This is a genomic window from Rhizobium sp. ERR 1071 (assembly GCF_007828675.1).
In the GTDB taxonomy this organism is placed as follows: Bacteria; Pseudomonadota; Alphaproteobacteria; order Rhizobiales; family Rhizobiaceae; genus Rhizobium; species Rhizobium dioscoreae.
In genome coordinates this window covers 85017-103958 of record NZ_VITM01000011.1, presented here as the reverse complement: position 1 = coordinate 103958, position 18942 = coordinate 85017, and the positions used below count along the sequence as shown (strand labels likewise).

General features: G+C 60.5%; 17 protein-coding genes. 9 read left to right on the top strand and 8 right to left on the bottom strand.

Going from position 1 to position 18942, the window contains the following annotated elements:
- Nucleotides 1–28: 28 nt before the first annotated feature.
- The 4 genes from FBZ99_RS27340 (at nucleotide 29) to FBZ99_RS27325 (ending at nucleotide 5555) form a co-directional block, all read left to right on the top strand.
- Nucleotides 29–826 (top strand): transporter substrate-binding domain-containing protein, encoded by a 798-nt coding sequence (locus FBZ99_RS27340; RefSeq protein WP_145635992.1) that lies wholly within the window; start codon nucleotides 29–31, stop codon nucleotides 824–826.
- Nucleotides 827–860: 34 nt separating this feature from the next.
- Entirely contained in the window at nucleotides 861–1739 is an 879-nt protein-coding gene (locus FBZ99_RS27335) for an amino acid ABC transporter permease (RefSeq protein WP_113352922.1), read from the top strand.
- Between the two features lie 268 nt (nucleotides 1740–2007).
- A complete protein-coding gene (gene leuC, locus FBZ99_RS27330; protein WP_069614781.1) occupies nucleotides 2008–3417 on the top strand; it encodes a 3-isopropylmalate dehydratase large subunit in 1410 nt (469 codons plus the stop codon).
- A 257-nt stretch (nucleotides 3418–3674) separates the two neighbouring features.
- On the top strand, nucleotides 3675–5555 hold the full coding sequence (locus tag FBZ99_RS27325; RefSeq protein WP_145635989.1) for an ABC transporter ATP-binding protein: 1881 nt from the start codon (nucleotides 3675–3677) through the stop codon (nucleotides 5553–5555).
- Between the two features lie 139 nt (nucleotides 5556–5694).
- Here FBZ99_RS27325 and FBZ99_RS27320 read toward each other — a convergent pair whose 3' ends face one another.
- The gene (locus FBZ99_RS27320; RefSeq protein WP_145635986.1) at nucleotides 5695–6597 is read right to left on the bottom strand and encodes an EamA family transporter; all 903 of its coding nucleotides are present in this window, start codon (nucleotides 6595–6597) and stop codon (nucleotides 5695–5697) included.
- 81 nt (nucleotides 6598–6678) lie between these two features.
- On the opposite strand from FBZ99_RS27320, the gene FBZ99_RS27315 reads away from it, so the two are divergent.
- Nucleotides 6679–7167 (top strand): MarR family winged helix-turn-helix transcriptional regulator, encoded by a 489-nt coding sequence (locus tag FBZ99_RS27315; RefSeq protein WP_113330864.1) that lies wholly within the window; start codon nucleotides 6679–6681, stop codon nucleotides 7165–7167.
- Here FBZ99_RS27315 and FBZ99_RS27310 read toward each other — a convergent pair.
- Nucleotides 7140–8069: a LysR family transcriptional regulator gene (locus FBZ99_RS27310; RefSeq protein WP_145635983.1), complete on the bottom strand. Its 930-nt coding sequence runs from the start codon at nucleotides 8067–8069 to the stop codon at nucleotides 7140–7142. The two genes, FBZ99_RS27315 and FBZ99_RS27310, sit on opposite strands and share 28 nt — an antisense overlap.
- A gap of 137 nt (nucleotides 8070–8206) precedes the next feature.
- On the opposite strand from FBZ99_RS27310, the gene FBZ99_RS27305 reads away from it, so the two are divergent.
- Complete coding sequence (locus FBZ99_RS27305; protein WP_233790189.1) at nucleotides 8207–9661, top strand: MFS transporter; 1455 nt, start codon at nucleotides 8207–8209, stop codon at nucleotides 9659–9661.
- Nucleotides 9662–9703: 42 nt separating this feature from the next.
- On the opposite strand, the gene FBZ99_RS27300 is transcribed toward FBZ99_RS27305, so the two are convergent.
- Nucleotides 9704–10600 carry a LysR family transcriptional regulator gene (locus FBZ99_RS27300; RefSeq protein ID WP_145635976.1) on the bottom strand — a complete coding sequence of 299 codons (897 nt, stop codon included), beginning with the start codon at nucleotides 10598–10600 and terminating at the stop codon, nucleotides 9704–9706.
- A 66-nt stretch (nucleotides 10601–10666) separates the two neighbouring features.
- Here FBZ99_RS27300 and FBZ99_RS27295 point away from each other — a divergent pair, with 66 nt between their 5' ends.
- On the top strand, nucleotides 10667–11326 hold the full coding sequence (locus tag FBZ99_RS27295) for an NADPH-dependent F420 reductase (protein ID WP_267904852.1): 660 nt from the start codon (nucleotides 10667–10669) through the stop codon (nucleotides 11324–11326).
- A 188-nt stretch (nucleotides 11327–11514) separates the two neighbouring features.
- Here FBZ99_RS27295 and FBZ99_RS27290 read toward each other — a convergent pair whose 3' ends face one another.
- Together FBZ99_RS27290 and FBZ99_RS27285 are read right to left on the bottom strand one after the other, a co-directional pair.
- Nucleotides 11515–12345, bottom strand: a complete 831-nt coding sequence (locus FBZ99_RS27290; RefSeq protein WP_145635969.1) for an aldo/keto reductase — start codon at nucleotides 12343–12345, stop codon at nucleotides 11515–11517.
- 143 nt (nucleotides 12346–12488) lie between these two features.
- The gene (locus tag FBZ99_RS27285) at nucleotides 12489–13037 is read right to left on the bottom strand and encodes a L,D-transpeptidase family protein (RefSeq protein ID WP_145635966.1); all 549 of its coding nucleotides are present in this window, start codon (nucleotides 13035–13037) and stop codon (nucleotides 12489–12491) included.
- 148 nt (nucleotides 13038–13185) lie between these two features.
- Here FBZ99_RS27285 and FBZ99_RS27280 point away from each other — a divergent pair, with 148 nt between their 5' ends.
- Nucleotides 13186–13869: a response regulator transcription factor gene (locus FBZ99_RS27280; protein ID WP_092717256.1), complete on the top strand. Its 684-nt coding sequence runs from the start codon at nucleotides 13186–13188 to the stop codon at nucleotides 13867–13869.
- 7 nt (nucleotides 13870–13876) lie between these two features.
- Nucleotides 13877–14332, top strand: a complete 456-nt coding sequence (locus FBZ99_RS27275; RefSeq protein ID WP_145635963.1) for a cyclic nucleotide-binding domain-containing protein — start codon at nucleotides 13877–13879, stop codon at nucleotides 14330–14332.
- A 119-nt stretch (nucleotides 14333–14451) separates the two neighbouring features.
- Here FBZ99_RS27275 and FBZ99_RS27270 read toward each other — a convergent pair whose 3' ends face one another.
- The 3 genes from FBZ99_RS27270 to FBZ99_RS27260 form a co-directional block, all read right to left on the bottom strand.
- Nucleotides 14452–15255, bottom strand: a complete 804-nt coding sequence (locus tag FBZ99_RS27270) for an exodeoxyribonuclease III (protein WP_145635961.1) — start codon at nucleotides 15253–15255, stop codon at nucleotides 14452–14454.
- Nucleotides 15256–15457: 202 nt separating this feature from the next.
- Nucleotides 15458–16126, bottom strand: a complete 669-nt coding sequence (locus tag FBZ99_RS27265) for an outer-membrane lipoprotein carrier protein LolA (RefSeq protein WP_145635958.1) — start codon at nucleotides 16124–16126, stop codon at nucleotides 15458–15460.
- A 136-nt stretch (nucleotides 16127–16262) separates the two neighbouring features.
- Entirely contained in the window at nucleotides 16263–18932 is a 2670-nt protein-coding gene (locus FBZ99_RS27260) for an FtsK/SpoIIIE family DNA translocase (protein ID WP_145635954.1), read from the bottom strand.
- Nucleotides 18933–18942: the final 10 nt, after the last annotated feature.

The following is an 18942-nucleotide window of genomic DNA, read 5'->3' as shown; positions in this document are numbered from 1 at the left end:
GCATCATGCTCTAATCGGGGAGATTTTCATGGCATTCCGTCGTTCGTTCCTTCTGGGCCTTGGCGCCCTCGTGCTTGCACCTTTCGCCGCCTTCGCCGCCGATCTGCCGAACCTGAACGGCAGGACCGTCGTCGTCGTCACAGAGAATGCCTATCCGCCGCTGCAGTTCATCGACCCCAAGACGAACAAGGCGATCGGCTGGGAATATGACGCGATGAACGAGATCGCCAAGCGTCTGAATTTCAAGGTCGAGTACCAGAACACCAGCTGGGACGCGATGATCCAGGCCGTTTCCGAAGGCCAATACAACATCGGCATGACCGGCATCACCATCAAGGAAGACCGCAAGCAGAAGGTCGATTTCTCTGATCCCTATATGCGCTCGCAGCAGTTCATGCTCGTGCGTGGCGACGAGAAGCGCTTCACGGATGCCAAGAGCTTCGCCGCGGTCAAGGAGGCCCTGATCGGCGCGCAGCCGGGCACGACGCCCTTCTACACCGCCGTCTATGAAGTCCTCGACGGCAACGAGCAGAACCCGCGCATCAAGACCTTCGAAACCTTCGGTGCGACAGTGCAGGCACTGAAGACGGGAGACGTCGACATGGTGCTGACCGATGGCACCGCCGGCAAGGGCTATGTCGATGCCTCCAACGGCGGTCTGAAGCTGGTCGGCGGCCCGCTCGGCACCGAGGATTTCGGCTTCATCTTCCAGAAGGGTTCCGATCTCGTCGCCCCGATCAACACCGCCATCGCCAGCCTCAAGGCCGATGGCACGCTCGACGCGCTGAACAAGAAGTGGTTCCTCGACTACAAGATGGGCCAATGAGCTCTGAAGACCGATATATTGGAAGCCCGCTCTGATGGCACCTTTGGCAGGTCCGGGCGGGCACCGCGGCAAGGAAGACTTTCCCTGGTGGCTGGTCGCCCTCGCTATCCTCGGCATCGCCGCCTCATTCGCAATTGCAGCGAACGGCCTCTATGCCCAGATTTTCTCTCTTCTGCTGAATGGCATCGGCGTCACGGTCTTCGTGACGCTGGTCGCCTTTACGCTGGCCATGCTGCTCGGCCTGGCACTGGCGCTGCTCGGCCTTTCCGATTTCCTCGTGCTCAGGCAGATGGCGCGCTTCTATATCGAGATCGTGCGCGGCATCCCGATGCTGGTGCTGCTCTCCTATGTCGCCTTCGTCGGCACGCCGGCCTTCGTCGCTGTCTATAATTTCATCACGTCTCCATTGGCCTCCGCTGGCTGGACGACACCGCTCGTCACCCGCGATGTGCCTTTCGTCTGGCGCACGATCATCGCGCTGACGATTGGCTATTCGTCCTTCATCGCTGAAATCTTTCGCGCCGGCATCCAGGCCGTCGACCAGGGCCAGATCGAAGCGGCAAAAGCGCTAGGCCTCAGCCGCTTCCAGCGCTTCCGGCTCGTCGTCTTCCCCCAGGCGATCCGCGTCATCTTGCCGCCGCTGTCGAACGATTTCATCGCCATGGTGAAGGACAGTTCGCTCGTGTCCGTGCTCGGCGTCGCCGATATCAGTCAGCTCGCCAAGCTCTATTACTCGGCCAATTTCCGCTACTTCGAAACGCTGTCGATCCTCGCCTTCATCTATCTGCTGCTGACGATCGGTCTCTCGCTTTTACTCCGGCAGCTCGAAGCCTGGATGCGCCGCCGCTCCGGCAGCGACCGCTCCGCCTTCCCCCGTCTGGCCGCGGGCCAGCCACCCGGTGCGCAGGTGTGATGGCCAAGGCGACCGTACCGATACTGCCTATCGTCGCCATTGCCGAAGGTTTTGAAAATTGATATGAGCATGGCCATGAGTAAGATCATGAGCAAAGACGGACGTTACGTCACGGCTTTCGTGCTGCAGGACCATAAGCGCCTGCCGGCACGTTTCTTTGCGATGATTTCGGGCGCGCTCAACAGCCGACTTCGCTGATCACACCCGAGGCCGGCGGTCCTGATCCGTCACCCCCCATCTTCGATAATGCCAATATGGATCTGTAGCCATGAGCGCTCCACGCACACTGTACGACAAAATCTGGGACGACCATCTGGTCGACGCCCAAGACGACGGCACCTGTCTTCTCTATATCGACCGTCATCTCGTTCACGAGGTGACGTCGCCGCAGGCTTTCGAAGGTCTGCGCATGTCCGGCCGCAAGGTTCACGCGCCGCAGAAGACGCTGGCCGTCGTCGACCATAACGTGCCAACCTCGCCGGATCGCCACCTCGGCATCAAGAACGAGGAAAGCCGCATCCAGGTCGAACAGCTCGCCAAGAATGCCGCTGAATTCGGCGTGGAATACTACTCCGAAAACGACAAGCGTCAGGGCATCGTCCACATCATTGGCCCCGAGCAAGGCTTCACCTTGCCCGGCATGACCATCGTCTGCGGCGACAGCCACACCTCGACCCACGGCGCCTTCGGCTCGCTCGCCCATGGTATCGGCACCTCCGAGGTCGAGCATGTGCTCGCCACGCAGACGCTGATCCAGAAGAAGGCCAAGAACATGCTGGTGCAGGTCGACGGCCAGCTGCCGCCGGGCGTCACCGCCAAGGACATTATCCTCGCCATCATCGGTGAAATCGGCACCGCAGGCGGCACCGGCTACGTCATCGAATATGCCGGCGAAGCCATCCGCTCGCTGTCGATGGAAGGCCGCATGACCATCTGCAACATGTCGATCGAAGGCGGCGCCCGCGCCGGCCTGATCGCTCCGGACGAGGTCACCTTCGAATATATCAAGGGCAAGCCGCGCGCGCCGAAGGGCGAGGCGCTGGAGCAGGCAATCGCCTACTGGAAGACGCTGAAGTCGGATGAGGGCGCACATTACGACCGCATCGTCAAGCTTGATGCCGCCAACCTGCCGCCGATCGTTTCCTGGGGCTCCTCTCCGGAGGACGTCATCTCTATTCAGGGTATTGTTCCGAACCCGGATGAGATCCAGGACGAAACCAAGCGCGCTTCCAAGTGGCGTGCGCTCGACTATATGGGCCTGAAGCCGGGCACGCCGATGACCGAGATCAACATCGATCGCGTCTTCATCGGCTCGTGCACCAATGGACGCATCGAAGACCTGCGCGCCGTTGCCAAAGTCGTCGAAGGCAAGACGGTGGCTTCGACCGTCGACGCCATGATCGTTCCGGGCTCCGGCCTCGTGAAGGAACAGGCGGAAGCTGAAGGTCTCGACAAGATCTTCAAGGCTGCCGGCTTCGATTGGCGCGAGCCTGGCTGTTCCATGTGCCTCGCCATGAACGACGACCGCTTGAAGCCGGGCGAGCGCTGCGCTTCGACCTCGAACCGCAACTTCGAAGGCCGCCAGGGCTTCAAGGGCCGCACGCATCTGGTTTCGCCGGCTATGGCCGCCGCCGCCGCGATCGCCGGCCACTTCGTCGATATCCGCGAGTGGAAATGATCTGCTTCGATTGATTGACTGCAAAAGGCGGCCTCAGAGCCGCCTTTTTTCTCTGCTGTGAAAATTCTCCCACCTGAGCCGTCTATCTCGGAATTCAGCGACAGCTCTTAGCCGTACCGCCTCAGGCCCGGTTTTCGCGACACCCGCTCGTCTTATATTTCTGAAATTTCTATTTGAGATTGCAGCCGGAAGATGATTTTATGCGGCCCGTCTGACTCATTCCCCGCGCTCCTCCCGATTTTTGATCCGAGAGGCCCATGTCGATTTCAGATAAGATCTACCGCCCTTTCGAAAGGTTGATCCGGCCGCTCGACATCCCCTACCGGCCACTGCCTCCCTCGGGGCCACTGGCCGTTCTTCTTCACTTCATCCTCATGTTTCGCGGCATTCTGATCACGCTCGCCCTCTGCATCATGGCGATTGAAGTCATGAGCCTGACCATCGTTTGGGGCCTGTCCGTCATTGTTGATGGTGTCACGCAGCAGGGTGCTGCCGCTTTCCTGCATAACGACCGGATGCTGCTGATCTTCCTTGGGCTGATGCTTTTCCCCTGCATCCCGATTGGCTCTTTCCTCGTCAATACGTTGAACTCGCATACGCTTGGGATCGGCATGCCGGCCGCCATTCAATGGCAGGGCCACAGGGCGGTGGAGCGGCAGGATCTCGCCTTCTTCCACGATCTCTATGCCGGCCAGGTCGCCTCGCGCCTGCAGCAGGTAGCCTCAGCCGTCCAGCAGCAGGTCGTTTCGGCCTTCCAGTCCATTCCGCGCTTTATCATGCAGATGGTCGGCTCCGTCATCCTTCTGGGCGCGCTCTCCTGGCAGCTTGCCCTTCCGTCCATCATCTGGATCACGCTCAACGTGCTTCTCGCCGTCAGGCTGGCACCTGTCTTCACTGAGCGCTCACGCCGCTCGGCCAAGCGTCGCAGCCTGATTTCCGGCGCGATTACCGATCTCTACGCCAATATGCAAATGGTCAAGCAATTCGCCGCGGAAGACAGCGAGGCCGGCGCCATCAGAGGCATAATCGGCAAGGCTATCGAAGCTCAGCAGAGCGAACAACGCATCTACCGTACCGCTGAGGTCATCGTCGTCGTTCTCAACATGATGCACTGGCTGGCTATCCTGTCGATCGGCTTTACCGGGCTCGTGGATGGCTTCGTCACGATCGGCGAATTCACCGCCGCCGTTTATGTTCTCAACCGCCTCTCCGGTCACACATTTACTTTCCTGCAGATGGGCCAGCAGATCTTCCAGGCGATCGGCACGATCAAGGACGCCATGCCAGTCATGACGACGCCGCCCACCATTACCGACGGGCCGGACGCGCGGGATCTTGTCGTCCCGAACGGCGAAATCCGCTTCGAGAATGTTCGTTTCGCCTACAAATCTGGCAAGCCCGTCATCAATGACCTTTCGCTGACGGTGCGGCCGGGCGAAAAGGTCGGCCTCGTCGGCCTCTCAGGCGCGGGTAAGACGACGCTCGCCAACCTGCTCCTGCGCTTCTACGATATTAAGGACGGCGCGATCTTGATCGACGGGCAGGATATCCGCGCCATCACGCAGACAAGTCTTCGCCGCGCGATAGGCGTCATCGCGCAGGATGTCGCGCTGCTGCATCGCTCGGTCGGCGACAATATCCGCTACGGACGGCCGGAGGCGACCAAGGACGAAATTGAGGAGGTCGCGAAAATGGCTAGCGCCGATGCCTTCATTCCCGATCTCGCAGATAGCGAAGGCCGCAAGGGCTATGACGCCTTCGTCGGCGACCGCGGCGTCAAGCTTTCCGGCGGCCAGCGCCAGCGCGTGGCCATCGCCCGCGCCCTGTTGAAAGACGCACCGATCCTGGTGCTGGATGAGGCAACCTCGGCGCTGGACAGCGAATCCGAAGCCGCCATCCAGGATAAGCTCAATTTGGTGATGGAGGGCAAGACGGTGATTGCCATCGCTCATCGCCTTTCAACCATTGCCAAGATGGACCGCATAGTCGTGCTTGATCACGGGCGCATCGTGGAAGAAGGCAGGCCCGAGGAACTGGCCGAACAGAATGGCCTGTTTGCCCGCCTGTGGAAACGCCAGACTGGCGGCTTCATTCCTGAAGACATCAACGAACTTCTGCCGACATCGTCTACCATCTGATATCAGAAGTCCGGAGGCAACTGCTGCCTCAAGCATGTCGCGCAAAATACGAAGCGGTTTGCGATAACGACATGCGCAAAATCACGAGCCCAAGCGCGGCAAGCGAATCTGAAAGATCGCCACGCGCCTTAGCAGCCTTCTATCCTCTCGGCGCGGTTGCTGGGTGCCTGGCGGGTGCTGATTTTTTGGTGGATGGGGCCTGCTGCGCCCGCTGGCTCAGCCAGACGCTGCCGAGCACGATGACGATGCCGAACATCTGCATCGTGCTCAGCTGCTGGCCGAGCACGACCCACCCCAGGATCACCGCCGTTGTCGGACTGAGGAAGCCGAGCGGCGAGACCATCGAAGGCTCGAGCCGCGAGAGACCCCGAAACCAGAGAATATAGGTGAGTGCTGCGCCGATCAGCCCGAGATAGGCGAAGCCGAGAATGTTGGCGCCGGTCAGATGCGGCAGCGGTGGCTCAAGCAGCAGCGCCACCGGCAGCAACAGCATGCCGCCGGCCGTCAGCTGCCATGCCGTAAAGGTCAGCGGCGAGACATCGGGCCGCCAGCGGCGGCTGAGCACGGTTCCCGCCGCCATGGAGAAGGCACCGGCAATACCCGCAGCGATGCCGATCGGATCGAGCGTCGCATTCGGCGTCAGAATCAGCAGTGCGACACCGCCGATGCCGGCAATGGCGGCAACAATCGAAAGGCCGCGGATGGGCGATCCCAGCAGCAAGCGCGCCAGCACGATGACGATCAGCGGCTGGACTGCACCGACCGTCGCTGCCACACCACCGGGCAGGCGATAGGCCGAAATGAACAGCAGCCACCAAAAGACGGAGAAGTTCAGTGCGCCGAGGGCCAGCGTTTTCAACCACCAGATCCCGCGCGGCAGCCGCCGCACGATCACAAGCAGCAGCAGCCCGGCCGGCAGGGCGCGCAGCATCGCGACCGTGAGGGGATAGCCCGCCGGCAGCAGTTGCGTCGTTACCAGATAGGTGCTGCCCCAGATCGCCGGCGCGATGGCGGTCAGCAACAGGTCGAGATTGCGGTTCATGATCTTGGCCTCAATTTATCTCGACCTCAAGATAACCTGAAATACCTTGACGTCAAGATAAATTCATGGCGAAGTTCCGGCATGGATCGCATCGACAAAATTCTCGCCCAGTGGCGCCGCGAACGACCGGATCTCGACACCACGGCCATGGGCCTGTTCGGGCGCTTGCGCAATCTCGCGCTCCATCTCTCGCGCGAGATGGAGAAGACCTTCGGCCGCTTCGGCCTGAACTCGGCAAATTTCGACATGCTGGCGACCCTGCGTCGCTCGGGCGAGCCTTATACTCTCTCCCCCAGCGACCTTATGGAGACGATGATGGTCTCGTCGGGCACGATGACCAATCGCATCGATCAGCTGGAGAGGGCCGGCCTCGTCGCTCGCAGCCAGAACCCAGATGATGGCCGCAGCTTCCTGATATCTCTGACGCCGAAAGGCTTCGAGCTTATCGATGCGGCGGTGACGGCGCATGTCGAAACACAGAAACGCCTGATCTCCACCCTTTCCGAAGGCGAACGCATGGCTCTTGACCGCCTGCTGCGCAATTATTTAGCCGACTTCGAATCTGATTGATCGCTCCGACGCGATCCGGCGCAGACGTCGCGAATGCAGCCCCTCAGCCAGCGGTGCGCCGGGTCCGCATCCATGCGCGGATGCCAGAGCAGCGAGATCGTCACATCGGATGTCGGCATCGGCAGCGCGAAACTATGCATGCCGACACGCAGATTGCCCGTATAGCGCTCCGGCACACTGACGATCAGGTCGGAGGCGCGCGCCAAGGCCAGCGCCGCCGAGAAGCTGCCGACAATCGTTGCGATCTGCCGCGCCAGCCCCAGTTTCTCCAGCACCTCGTCGATCTGACCCTTCTGCAGGCCACGCCGCGAAACGAGAATATGCCGGCCGGCGGCATAACGCTCCGGGGTGATCTCCCCCTCGCTCAAGGGATGCCCGCTTCGGACCACGCCGATGAAGCGATCATGAAACAGCGCCTGCGTCCTGAGCTCCGGACCGGTATCGTCTCCCACCACGCCGGTCTCGAAATCGATCGTGCCGTCGCGCAGAGGCATGCTGTCCTTGTCCAGCTTCTGAGTGAAGTAGAGCCGAACGCCAGGCGCCTGCTCGGCAATGCGTGCGATCAGTTCGGCGCCGAAATTCTCCACGAAGCCTTCGCGGGTGCGCAACGTGAAGATTCGAGCAAGCTGCTTCAGATCGAGGCTTTCGGCGGGCCGCAAGGTCGCTTCCGCCTCCTGAACAAGATGACCGACGCGCTCGCGTAGCTCCAGCGCCCGCGGTGTTGGCACCAGTCCGCGCCCAGCCCTGACCAACAATGGATCGCCCGTCGTCTCGCGCAGCCGCGCCAGCTGCCTACTCATGGCGGACGGGCTCAATCGCAATCGCCGGGCGGCGCGCGCGACGCTGCCCTCGGCAAGCAGGACATTGAGAGTGGCGAGCAGGTTGAGATCAGGCGTGGACATGATGCGACCATAACATGGTTTTCTTGATGCATAGCGTCAAATGCACTGATCAAGTGCAAATGCTGCGTATTCCGCCATATCATGCCGAGAGCTACCTTTCTGCCGGAAGTTTTATTACGTCACTAGAAATGGAGCTCATGTTGCAGCCAATCATTGAAGATCCGGACAAAGCCGGCCACACAAAGTCCACATCCTGCATCCGCTGGGCCCTTACCAGCCTATCGCTGTCCATGCTGATGCCTTCGCTCGATACCAGCATTGCCAATGTCGGGTTGCCAACGCTCGCCCAGGCATTCGGCGCCTCCTTTCAGCAGGTGCAGTGGATCGTGCTTGCCTATCTGCTTGCCATCTCCACGCTGATCGTCAGCGTCGGACGGCTGGGTGACATTTTCGGCAGGCGGCGCCTGCTGCTGATCGGTATCAGCCTTTTCACCCTCGCCTCGCTCTTCTGCGGCATTGCGCCGACACTCTGGCTATTGCTCGCCGCCAGAGGTCTGCAAGGTCTCGGCGCCGCCATGATGATGGCGCTCACTGTCGCGATGGTCGGTGAAACCGTGCCGAAAGAGCGCACAGGCAGCGCCATGGGCCTGCTCGGCACAATGTCTGCGATCGGCACTACGCTCGGCCCGTCGCTCGGTGGCATCTTGATCGCCAGCCTCGGCTGGGAAACCATCTTCCTTGTCAACGTGCCGCTCGGGATCGTGAATTTCCTGCTCGCTGCGCTTTTCCTGCCAACTGAGCGGCAAAACAGCAAAAGAGCTCAGGGACGCCCGGACGAAATCGGCACTTTTCTGCTGGCTCTGACGCTGGCTGCCTATGCGCTGGCAATGACGATCGGGCATGGAAGCTTTGGCGCTTTGAATATCGGCCTGCTGTTGGCCGCAGCTTCAGGCATCGCCCTGTTTGCCTTCACCGAAACGAAGGTAAAGTCGCCGCTGCTGCGCCTTTCTATGTTCCGCGATCCTAAGCTCAGCACGGGTCTTGTCATGAGCACCCTCGTTTCCACCGTCATCATGACGACGCTGGTGGTCGGGCCTTTCTATCTCTCCCGCGCTCTCGGCTTCGATGCGGCCCAGGTCGGCGCCATCATGTCCGTCGGCCCGCTGGTGTCAGCGCTGACGGGAGTGCCGGCCGGTCGCATCGTCGATCGCTTCGGCGGCCACCGCATGACTATGACAGGTCTTGTGGGCATGATCATCGGCCTGGTCCTGATGGCAGCACTGCAAGGCAGATTCGGAGCCGCTGGCTATATCGGGCCGCTGGTCATCATCACCTCCAGCTACGCGATGTTTCAGGCGTCCAACAACACCGCGATCATGAAGGGCATAGGCTCCGAGCAACGCGGCGTCGTTTCAGGCATGCTGAGCCTGTCGCGAAACCTCGGGCTGATAACGGGCGCGTCTGTCATGGGCGCCATCTTCACACTAGGATCGGGAACGAGCGATATTATCACAGCACGCCCGGAGGCCATTGCAACAGGCATGCAGATCACCTTTGTGGTCGGCGCCCTGCTGATCGTCGCGACGCTGGCCATCGCCGTCACAGGCATGGCACGTTCAAGGCGTGGCGCCCTTGCGCAAGAGGTCTCGTGAGAATGAGCCGAGAGGATGGCGGAGGATAATCCCGCCATCCGGTCACACCGGTCCGTGGCCGCCGAATTGCGCCGAAACGAAATCGAGAAAGCTGCGGAGCTTCGGCGTGATGCGGCGATCCGGCGCATAGAGAACATGCAGCTGGCGCGTCGGCACGCTGTACCCGGGCAAAAGCGGCACCAGTGCTCCGGTTTCCAGGCTCGACTGAATGAGTTCGGACGACTGCAGAACGATACCGAGCCCTGCCAGCGCGGCTTTCAGCAGCGCCTCACCATTGTCGATCATCAGCCGGCCGGAAATCGGAACGCTCACATTCCCCTGTGGTCCTTCAAAATCCCAATGAGTCCTCAACATTGTATGCGAGAAGATCAGGCACTCATGATTTCGGAGATCGTTCGGTGTGGAGGGGGTGCCGTGGGCGCGCAGATAGCTCGGCGCAGCACAGATCACCAGGCGATAAGGCCCTAGACGGCGGGCGATCAATCCGCTGTCAGCGAGCTCACCGATTCGAAAGACCGCGTCATAGCCCTCGTCGATTAGATCCACCATGCGGTTCGTCAGCGACAGATCGATAGAAACTTCCGGATTCGCACTCAGATATTTCGGAAGCACCGGCGCGAGCGCATGGATACCGAAGGTGACCGGGGCATTGACCCTCAGCTTGCCGCGCGGCACGGCCCGGGTTTCCGCCGCCAACGCCTCCGCTGCCTCGACTTCTGCCAGAATATTGCGCGAGCGCTCGTAAAACTGGCTGCCGACCTCCGTCAGGTGCTGACGGCGCGTGGTGCGGTGGAGAAGCCGAACACCAAGATGTTGTTCGAGAAATTGTACATGTTTGCCGACAAGCTGCGGCGACATGTTCAAGGCCTCTGCCGCGGCGCTGAACGAGCCGAGCTCGACTGCCTTGACGAAGATGCTCATGCCGGACAAACGATCCATTAGAAACAATCCATTTCAAGTATCGATATATCTAGATCATTTATCTGAATATGGATATAATTTTATGTGTTTGTCAGTCACAACAAGGAGCTGACGAACATGAAAATCGCTGTCATTGGTACCGGAAATATGGGGGCGGGACTGGCTCGTCTGCTGACCCAAGCAGGGTCTGACGTGGTCATTGGCCATCGCGATCCCGCAAAGGCAGCAGCCTTTGCCGCCGAACTGGGCGCTGGCGTCGAAGCGGGCGGAGTTGCCGCCGCTATCAAGCTTGCCGATATCGTCATACTGGCGCTGCCCTATAGCGTTATCGCGGAAACGCTGAAGGAAGCCGGAAATCTCAAGGGCAAGGTGCTGATCGATATCAGCAATCCCGTCACCGCAGATTTCAGCGGCCTCGTCGTCGGGCACTCGAGTTCGGCCGCCGAAGAAATCCAGGCGCTTGCGCCCGAGGCGACGGTGGTGAAGGCTTTTAATACAATTTTCGCACCGCTGCTGCCCGCCGAAGGACGTAACGGCAAGGTGCTGCAGGTCCTCATTGCCGGAGACGACGAGAAGGCCAAGCGCGCCGTATCCAGCCTCGTCAAATCCATCGGCTTCGAGCCGGTCGACGCGGGTCCGCTCCGCAATGCCCGTTTCATCGAACCGATCGGCGAGATGAACATCCACTTCGGCTTCTTCCTCGGCAAAGGTCCGACGGTGGCACCGGCCTGGGTCCAGCTCTGACGGCACTCAGGACTCTAAAGCGCGTCGCGCGATCTTTCAGAGTCGTTTCCCACGCTTTAGGTCTTTGATTTTGTGCATGTCGTTGTCGCAAAACCGCCGCGCACTTTTGCGCGACATGCTTTAGGATGAAAAAAGGGCTCGGAGCCTTCACTCCGAGCCCCTTTGCATAAGCGGATCGCAACCTGCGATCAGAAACTCGCCGTCAGCGGGTCCGGGCCGATGCGGCCACTGGCCGAATCGAGCTTGGCCATCTCGGCCAGGTCTTCGCCGTCGAGCTTGAAATCGAAAACCTTGAAGTTCTCCTCGATGCGGCTCGGCGTCACCGATTTCGGGATGACGATCAGGCCGTTGTCGATATGCCAGCGGATGATGATCTGCGCTGGCGTGCGGCCATGTTTGGCGGCGACCTTGCCGATGGCGGCGTTGGTGAGAAGCTTGCCCTGGCCGAGCGGGCTCCAGGATTCTGTCTTGATGCCGAGCTTGTCGTGAACGGCACGCAGTTCCTTCTGCTGGAAGGTGGGATGCAGCTCGATCTGATTCAGCACAGGCGTCACGCCGGTCTCGCCGATGATACGTTCGAGATGCGCGGCGGCAAAATTGGAAACGCCGATCGAACGGGCGCGGCCTTCTTCCTTCAGGCGCACGAAAGCCTTCCAGGTGTCGAGGTAGCGGTTGCGGTGCGGCGACGGCCAATGGATCAGGTAGAGATCGACATAATCGGTGCCGAGCCGCTTCAGGCTTTCGTCGAAGGCCTTCAGCGTGGAATCGAAGCCCTGCGCCTCGTTCCAGAGCTTGGTTGTGAGATAGATATCCTCACGGGCGACGCCGGACTGGCGCATGCCTTCGCCGACCCCATCCTCGTTGGCATAGATGGCTGCGGTATCGACATGGCGATAGCCGGCTTTCAAAGCCGTGCTGACGGCCATCGGCGCAACATTCTCCGGCGTTTGCCAGACGCCGAGGCCGACCTGCGGAATGGAATGGCCGTCATTGAACGTGATTGTCGGTTGCGTGGTCACGATAAGTCTCCAAAGGATGATAAGTGGGTGGAGTGAAGGCGTGATTTAAATTCTGAAAGGAAAGGGCCGGCCTGGTCCGCACAGGCGACCGGTCGAAATCCCATATAGTGGAGAATATCGGGATGTTAACCCCGGGCGACCTTTCAGACAACCCGGACCGTCATACCTCTTCGCAATGATGGCAGGATGCGCTTCATGTCGCGCAGGCTGACCGCGATGCACCCGGCCGTCGGCTCATATCCCGGCCTGATCAGGTGAAAGAAGATCGCCGAGCCGCGGTTGCGCCTGCGAGAGCTCACATTCCAGTCGAGCACCAGGCAGACGTCGTAGAGGCCGTCGCCTCGCCGCAATTCCTCATGGCTCGGCCCGAAGGGAGCCTTCACCAGCCTGTTGTAGTTGGGATCGCCGGGCTGGTCGCACCAGAGCATATCCTCCCGGATATGCCGCATCGGCAGCGCCGTCCGCAAAAAGCGGACCCGATCGCCGCGCGTGAAGCCGTGAAGCAACTTCATATCCGCAATTGGCGTCGCGCCGTCGCCCTCTCGCTTCAATATGCTGCGCCCGGATCTGCCGATCGCCGCCGGTACCGTCATGCTCCCCACCTGTACCAGCGCCCGCGTTTTCTTACCCGGCGCAGGACGCACGACGATTGTCGAAGCGGTCCGCCCTGCCCCCGCCCTTGTCTTTTGCATTTTCCTCACATGTTTTTGCTTTGCGCGTGATTTCATTTGAAATCATAGCAGTTTCAACCAAACGACCAAGCCTGAGCCGCGTCGCGACTTGCTAAAAATGCAATTTGGCGTAGGACTTAAGTGGGATTAGAACGAGGACCCGAACGGCATGACCGCACGCACCATTCTCCTGGTGGACGATGATAACGACCTGCGTGAAATGTTGGTCGAGCAATTATCGCTTTACGAGGAATTCAACGTCCTGCAGGAGGCGACCGCCGGAAAAGGCGTGCAGACCGCGCGCACCGTACCCGTCGATCTCCTCATCATGGATGTCGGCCTGCCCGATATGGATGGCCGCGAAGCCGTGAAGCTGCTGCGCAAGAACGGCTTCAAGGCGCCGATCATCATGCTGACGGGGCATGACACGGATTCCGACACTATCCTCGGGCTTGAAGCCGGCGCCAACGACTATGTGACGAAGCCCTTCCGCTTCGCCGTCCTGCTCGCCCGCATCCGCGCACAATTGCGCCAGCACGAGCAGAGCGAGGATGCGACCTTCACGGTGGGACGCTACCTCTTCAAGCCAAGCCAGAAGCTGCTCACCACGGAAGACGGACAAAAGATCCGGCTCACCGAAAAGGAAGCCGCCATTATCCGGTATCTCTATCGCGCCGACCAGAAGGTCGTGACCCGCGATATCCTTCTCGAAGAGGTCTGGGGCTACAATTCCGGCGTGACCACCCATACGCTCGAAACCCACGTCTACCGCCTTCGCCAGAAGATCGAGCGCGATCCCTCCAACGCCGAAATCCTTGTCACGGAAAACGGCGGCTACAAGATCATTCCATAGGCGATCGATGGCGCTGAACGACGATATCCGACTGCTGTCGCAACTGCCGCTGTTTCACGGCATGGGCGATGAGCCGTTGCGGCTGATCGCCTTCGGCGCCGACCGCCGCCATGTGAATGAGGGCCAGACGCTGTTCCGGGAAAAATCGCCCGCTGAATGCGCCTATGTCATCACGCGCGGCAGTTTCGAGCTCAGCACCATCGATGCAAACGGCCAGACACAGGTGGAAGCGGTGGTCCAGGCAGGCACCATGCTTTCGGAACTGGCGATGGTGACCTTGGTAGAGCGGAAATACACGGCCGTTGCCGCCGAAGAATCCGACGTGATCCGCATCACCCGCGCCCTCTTTCACCGCTTGATCGAGGAATATCCAGACGCCGGCCTGCTGATCCAGAACCGTATCCGCGAAAACTTCGCCGCCCTTGCCAGGCAGGCAGCCGCAATGCTCGGCCGCTTCTCCTGACAGCAATTCCAGGAAAAGTATGAAGCGGCTTTCCGTCCGGAATTGCGTAAATACAAAAGGATAGAGCGTTTTCGCGATTCAAAGAAAAGCGCAAACGCTCTAGCAAGTTCAATCCCGCTTCAGAGATTGAAATGCGCCACGACCGGCACATGGTCGGACGGACGATCCCAGCCGCGCGCCGCCTTCAGAATCTCGATCCGCTGCAGATGCGGACCCAGATCGGAGGAGGACCAGATATGGTCGAGGCGGCGACCGCGGTCGGCAGCCTCCCAATCCTTGGCGCGATAGCTCCACCATGTATAGAGCTTCTCGCTTTCCGGCACCTGCTGGCGCATCAGGTCGAGCCAAGCGCCGCGTTTCATCACCTCGAGCAACCCTTCGGTCTCTACAGGCGTATGGCTGACGATCTTCAGGAGCTGCTTGTGCGACCAGACGTCGTGCTCCAGCGGAGCGATATTGAGATCGCCGACGAGGATCGCAGAGGTGTTCTGCTCGGCATTGGCATGCAGCTTCTTCATCTCCTCGATGAAATCAAGCTTGTGGCCGAATTTCGGATTTATCGTTCGATCCGGCTCATCGCCACCCGCCGGGACATAGAAATTGTGCAGGCGGATGCGCCGGCCGCCGCGCTCGAAGATGGCCGAGATATGCCTGCTGTCGCCAACATTGCAATAATCCTGGCGATGATCCTCGGTCAGCGGGAAACGCGATGCGATGGCCACCCCATGATAGCCCTTCTGGCCATGAATGATGATGTGCTCATAGCCAAGCGCCCGGAGCGGCGCATGGGGGAAAAGCTCGTTCGGAACCTTGGTTTCCTGCAGGCAGAGAATATCGGGCCGGGCCTGCATGACGAACTGCTCGACGATCGGCATACGCAGCCGCACCGAATTGATATTCCAGGTCGCAATCGAAAATCCCATACCCGAGCCTTTTCCTTGGAGCAATTCGAGGAAAAGTGCGCAGCGGTTTTCCGTCCGGAATTGCGTCAAAACAGACAGTCGGAGCGACTCGGCGATTCGATGAATCACCGCTCTCTCCGGTCAGCGTAAGGCTTTAGACCGGCTGTAGTGGAAAGAAAAGCGCCATTCGCCGCTTATCTATGGCTCGGGATGGAGTCGACCGTCAGCGCGTATAGTCGATGCGGAAAACGCTGTCGTCGAAGGCGACGTTCGTCTTCACGTTGTTGATGATAACATCGGTTGTCTTGCCCTGCGGATCGATAACGGTCCATTGGCGCAGGTCGTAGCTTTTCGAATCGAAGATCATCGTGATCGTCGAATCGCCAAAAACGGTGCGGTTGCCGAGCGTGATCTTGGTCAGATCCGGCTGCGAATCGACATTGCGCACCATGTCGGCCGAAAGGTCGATCTTGTTGGCGAGCAGCAGGCTCAGCGGCGTCTTCGATAGCTGATACATATTTCTTGTCTGCGTCTGGTCGTTGATGACCTGTACGTTATTGCCGTCGCAGATTACGCGCATGCGCGACGGCGGATCGTAGTTGAAACGCATCTTGCCGGGCCGCTGGATGAAGAATGCGCCGCTCATCTGATCGCCGCGCGGTCCGATCTGCAGGAAACCGCCCTTCATCGACTTGATGGATGAGAAATGATCGGCAATGGCCTGGGCGATACCGGGATTGAGGGTCGCTGCAGCTGCCTGCGTCTGTGCTTGAGCCTGCGCGAAAGCCGAAACCGGCAGAGCGCCTGCCCCGCCGACGGCGAGCACGGCGCCGAGTAGGTGCCGGCGGGTCAGGGACAGTCGGCTAGACGGCTGCGCATCAAATTTCGTCATCGAATTCTCCTTCATGCTTCGTCCATGGCGCGCAAAATCGGCGTCTTCATGGCGCAACGGCCCAAGGCCGGTAAGGGGCGGCAATCAAATTTCCCTGAACATAGACGGGATATGCGACACGGAAAGGCTGATTGCCTCAGCGATCGAGAATATCGGCTTCGGTGGGAACGAGGATCTCACGTTTGCCGGCGTGGTTGGCCGGGCCGATCACACCTTCCTGCTCCATGCGCTCGATCAGCGACGCTGCACGATTGTAGCCGATGCCCAGTCTCCGCTGGATATAGGAGGTCGAAGCCTTGCCGTCGCGCAGCACGATCGCAACAGCCTGATCGTAGGGATCTTCCGAATCGGAGAGATTGGACGTGCCAACCGGACCGTGGCCGTCATCATCCTCGTCATCATCGGCGGTGATGGCATCGAGATATTGCGGTGCGCCCTGCGTCTTCAGATAGGCGACGATATCCTCCACCTCGCCATCGGAGACGAAGGGGCCGTGAACGCGCTGGATGCGCCCGCCGCCGGCCATGTAGAGCATGTCGCCCATGCCGAGCAGCTGTTCCGCACCCTGCTCGCCGAGAATGGTGCGGCTGTCGATCTTCGACGTCACCTGGAAGGAGATGCGGGTCGGGAAGTTCGCCTTAATCGTGCCGGTGATGACGTCGACGGACGGACGCTGCGTTGCCATGATGACATGGATGCCGGCGGCACGCGCCATCTGCGCCAGACGCTGCACGGCGCCTTCGATATCCTTGCCGGCGACCATCATCAGATCGGCCATTTCGTCGATGATGACGACGATGTAGGGCATCGGCTTTAGGTCGAATTCTTCCGTCTCATAGATCGCCTCGCCGGTCTGGCGATCGAAGCCGGTCTGCACGGTCCGGCTGATCGCCTCACCCTTTGCGACGGCCTGCTCGACGCGCGTATTGAAGCCGTCGATGTTGCGCACGCCGATCTTCGACATCTTTTTGTAGCGCTCTTCCATCTCACGGACGGTCCATTTGAGCGCAACGACGGCTTTCTTCGGATCCGTGACGACGGGCGAGAGCAGATGCGGAATGCCGTCATAGACGGAGAGTTCGAGCATCTTTGGATCGATCATAATCAGGCGGCACTGCTCCGGTGTCATGCGGTAGAGCAGCGACAGGATCATGGTGTTGATCGCAACGGATTTACCCGAGCCGGTGGTGCCGGCCACGAGCAGATGCGGCATCTTGGCGAGATCGGCAATCACGGGTTCGCCGCCGATCGTCTTGCCGAGCGACATGGCAAGCTTCGCCTTGGACGTCTCGAAATCGCGGCTGGCGATGAGCTCGCGCAGATAGACCGTTTCGCGCGTCGAGTTCGGCAGCTCGATGCCGATGGCGTTGCGGCCGGGAACGACGGCGACACGGGCGGCAATCGCGCTCATCGAACGGGCGATATCATCGGCAAGGCCGATGACGCGGGACGATTTGATGCCTGGCGCCGGCTCCAGCTCATAGAGCGTGACGACCGGGCCGGGGCGGACGTGAATGATCTCGCCCTTGACGCCGAAATCCTCGAGCACGCCTTCGAGCATGCGGGCATTCTGCTCCAGCGCATCGGCCGAGAGCGTCGCATCGCGGGCGACGGCCTTCGGCTCGGCAAGCAGATGGACGGCGGGGAGCTGGAAGCCATAGGGACGGATGAAGGAGGTCTGCGCCTCGCGTTCCGCCCGCGCACCCGGTTTCGGACGCGGCGCGGCCGGAGTGACGCGATGGCCGGCAGCGGCTCCCTTTGGAGCAGCCGGGGCCAACGGCCACTCGTCATCCTCATCGTCAGGCAGGATATCGGCCGGGCGCCGCGGATCGCGATCATAAATCGAATCCTCGTCTTCATCCTCGTCATCGCCGAGACTGATCGACGGCGCGGAAACGACGCGGCGCGCCGGACCATCCATGGACGGCTCCAGACGGTCGCCCCGAGCCATGGGTGCCTTGGCGCGCACCGGCTCGTTCAGCGTACCGAATTCGTCGTCGTTGAAATCATAAGGCGCATCGAAGGCATGGTCGCGGCGCTTGCGCGGCCCCATGCCGAACAGCCGGCGCAGGCGAGCCTGCGTGTTGTACCAGGCATGCATGACCGCACCATAGGCCATGAAATTGGCGAGGAAACCGCCACGGTCGTCATCCTCGTCCTCATCGCCGACCCGGCGGGCACGGCTGCGGGTTTCCTCGTAATCGTCCTCATCACTTTCGTCTTCCACGAGGTTTTCGCCGATGACGCCCGAGGCGAAGAGCATGAGCCAAATGGCCGGAACGGCGAGGACCGAACCGATGATGATGGCGACGACACCGCTCGGATAGGTACCGATGAAGAGGGCTGGAAGACGCAGAAGAAGATCGCCGACGACACCGCCGATACCGTTAGGAATCGGCCAGGTGGGCGGCGCCGGGAAGCAGGCGATGGAGCCGGCCGCGACGATGCAGCCGCCGAACCAGGCGCCGAGGCGCGAGGGCACACGATGAAGCTTGCGGTTGGCAATCAGCGCGAAGGCCCAGGCGACGACGGGTAGCATCGCCAGGATCGAGGTGAGGCCGAGCGACTGCATCATGATATCGGCAAAAGCGGCGCCGGGAAAACCGAGCAGGTTGGTCGGCGCATTGGCAGTTGCGTAGGAATAGCTCGGGTCCATGACGTTCCAGGTCGCCAGCGCTGCAACCGCAAGCGCCAGCAGGAACAGTATCGCGAAACCTGTCAGCCCCTTGATCTGACGCCAAACCACGCTCGAAAGCGATAAACGGTCGGGGCGACCGCTCAACGCCGCCGAATTGCTTCTGCCCATGATATCCAGC

Bases quoted from the DNA above. Each gene is read 5' to 3' on its own strand.
- FBZ99_RS27275 (WP_145635963.1), top strand. From the start codon at position 13,877: ATGGCGCTGAACGACGATATCCGACTGCTGTCGCAACTGCCGCTGTTT.
- FBZ99_RS27280 (WP_092717256.1), top strand. From the start codon at position 13,186: ATGACCGCACGCACCATTCTCCTGGTGGACGATGATAACGACCTGCGT.
- FBZ99_RS27260 (WP_145635954.1), bottom strand. From the start codon at position 18,932: ATGGGCAGAAGCAATTCGGCGGCGTTGAGCGGTCGCCCCGACCGTTTA.
- FBZ99_RS27325 (WP_145635989.1), top strand. From the start codon at position 3,675: ATGTCGATTTCAGATAAGATCTACCGCCCTTTCGAAAGGTTGATCCGG.
- FBZ99_RS27305 (WP_233790189.1), top strand. From the start codon at position 8,207: ATGTTGCAGCCAATCATTGAAGATCCGGACAAAGCCGGCCACACAAAG.
- FBZ99_RS27300 (WP_145635976.1), bottom strand. From the start codon at position 10,600: ATGGATCGTTTGTCCGGCATGAGCATCTTCGTCAAGGCAGTCGAGCTC.
- FBZ99_RS27320 (WP_145635986.1), bottom strand. From the start codon at position 6,597: ATGAACCGCAATCTCGACCTGTTGCTGACCGCCATCGCGCCGGCGATC.
- FBZ99_RS27285 (WP_145635966.1), bottom strand. From the start codon at position 13,037: ATGCAAAAGACAAGGGCGGGGGCAGGGCGGACCGCTTCGACAATCGTC.
- FBZ99_RS27340 (WP_145635992.1), top strand. From the start codon at position 29: ATGGCATTCCGTCGTTCGTTCCTTCTGGGCCTTGGCGCCCTCGTGCTT.
- FBZ99_RS27265 (WP_145635958.1), bottom strand. From the start codon at position 16,126: ATGACGAAATTTGATGCGCAGCCGTCTAGCCGACTGTCCCTGACCCGC.
- FBZ99_RS27315 (WP_113330864.1), top strand. From the start codon at position 6,679: ATGGATCGCATCGACAAAATTCTCGCCCAGTGGCGCCGCGAACGACCG.
- leuC (WP_069614781.1), top strand. From the start codon at position 2,008: ATGAGCGCTCCACGCACACTGTACGACAAAATCTGGGACGACCATCTG.
- FBZ99_RS27270 (WP_145635961.1), bottom strand. From the start codon at position 15,255: ATGGGATTTTCGATTGCGACCTGGAATATCAATTCGGTGCGGCTGCGT.
- FBZ99_RS27310 (WP_145635983.1), bottom strand. From the start codon at position 8,069: ATGTCCACGCCTGATCTCAACCTGCTCGCCACTCTCAATGTCCTGCTT.
- FBZ99_RS27335 (WP_113352922.1), top strand. From the start codon at position 861: ATGGCACCTTTGGCAGGTCCGGGCGGGCACCGCGGCAAGGAAGACTTT.